This window comes from Rhizobacter sp. P2_H2 (assembly GCF_056403375.1).
In genome coordinates this window covers 1-694 of the sequence record NZ_JBFUFP010001705.1, presented here as the reverse complement: position 1 = coordinate 694, position 694 = coordinate 1, and the positions used below count along the sequence as shown (strand labels likewise).

Here is a 694-nt window from a genome sequence, read left to right as displayed (position 1 = left end):
GCCTGGTGGTGGGCATCACGATCCCGCTGGTGCTCGCGATCACCTTCGTCACGATGTTCTACTGGGGCGTCGGGCTGCACAAGATCTCGCTCGGCTCGCTGATCATCGCGCTCGGGCTGCTGGTCGACGACGCGATCATCTCGGTGGAGATGATGGTGCGCAAGCTCGAGGAGGGCTACGACAAGATGCGCGCCGCGACCTTCGCCTACGACGTGACCGCGATGCCGATGCTGACCGGCACGCTGATCACCGCGACCGGCTTCCTGCCGATCGGCATGGCCCGCTCGACGGTGGGCGAGTACACGTTCGCGATCTTCGCGGTGACCACCGCGGCGCTGCTGATCTCGTGGGTGGTGTCGGTGTACTTCGTGCCGTACCTCGGCGCCAAGCTGCTGCACAGCAAGAGCAAGATGCACGAGGGCGAGCAGCACCATGAGCTGTTCGACACGCCGTTCTACACGCGCTTCCGGCGCGCGGTGAACTGGTGCGTGAAGCACCGCTGGATCACGATCGGCCTGACCATCGGCACCTTCGTACTGGGCCTGGCCGGCATGGGCAAGGTGCAGCAGCAGTTCTTCCCCGATTCGAGCCGGCCGGAGATCCTGGTCGACCTGTGGCTGCCCGAGGGCGCCACCATCCAGTCGAGCGAGGAACTGGCCAAGCGCTTCGAGGCACGCATGCTGAAGGAGCCGGG

At 65.7% G+C, this 694-nt stretch carries 1 protein-coding gene; it reads left to right on the top strand.

Going from position 1 to position 694, the window contains the following annotated elements; translation table 11 throughout:
- A partial coding sequence (locus AC1D15_RS35725; protein ID WP_477829817.1) for an efflux RND transporter permease subunit occupies positions 1-694 on the top strand: 694 nt, incomplete at both ends.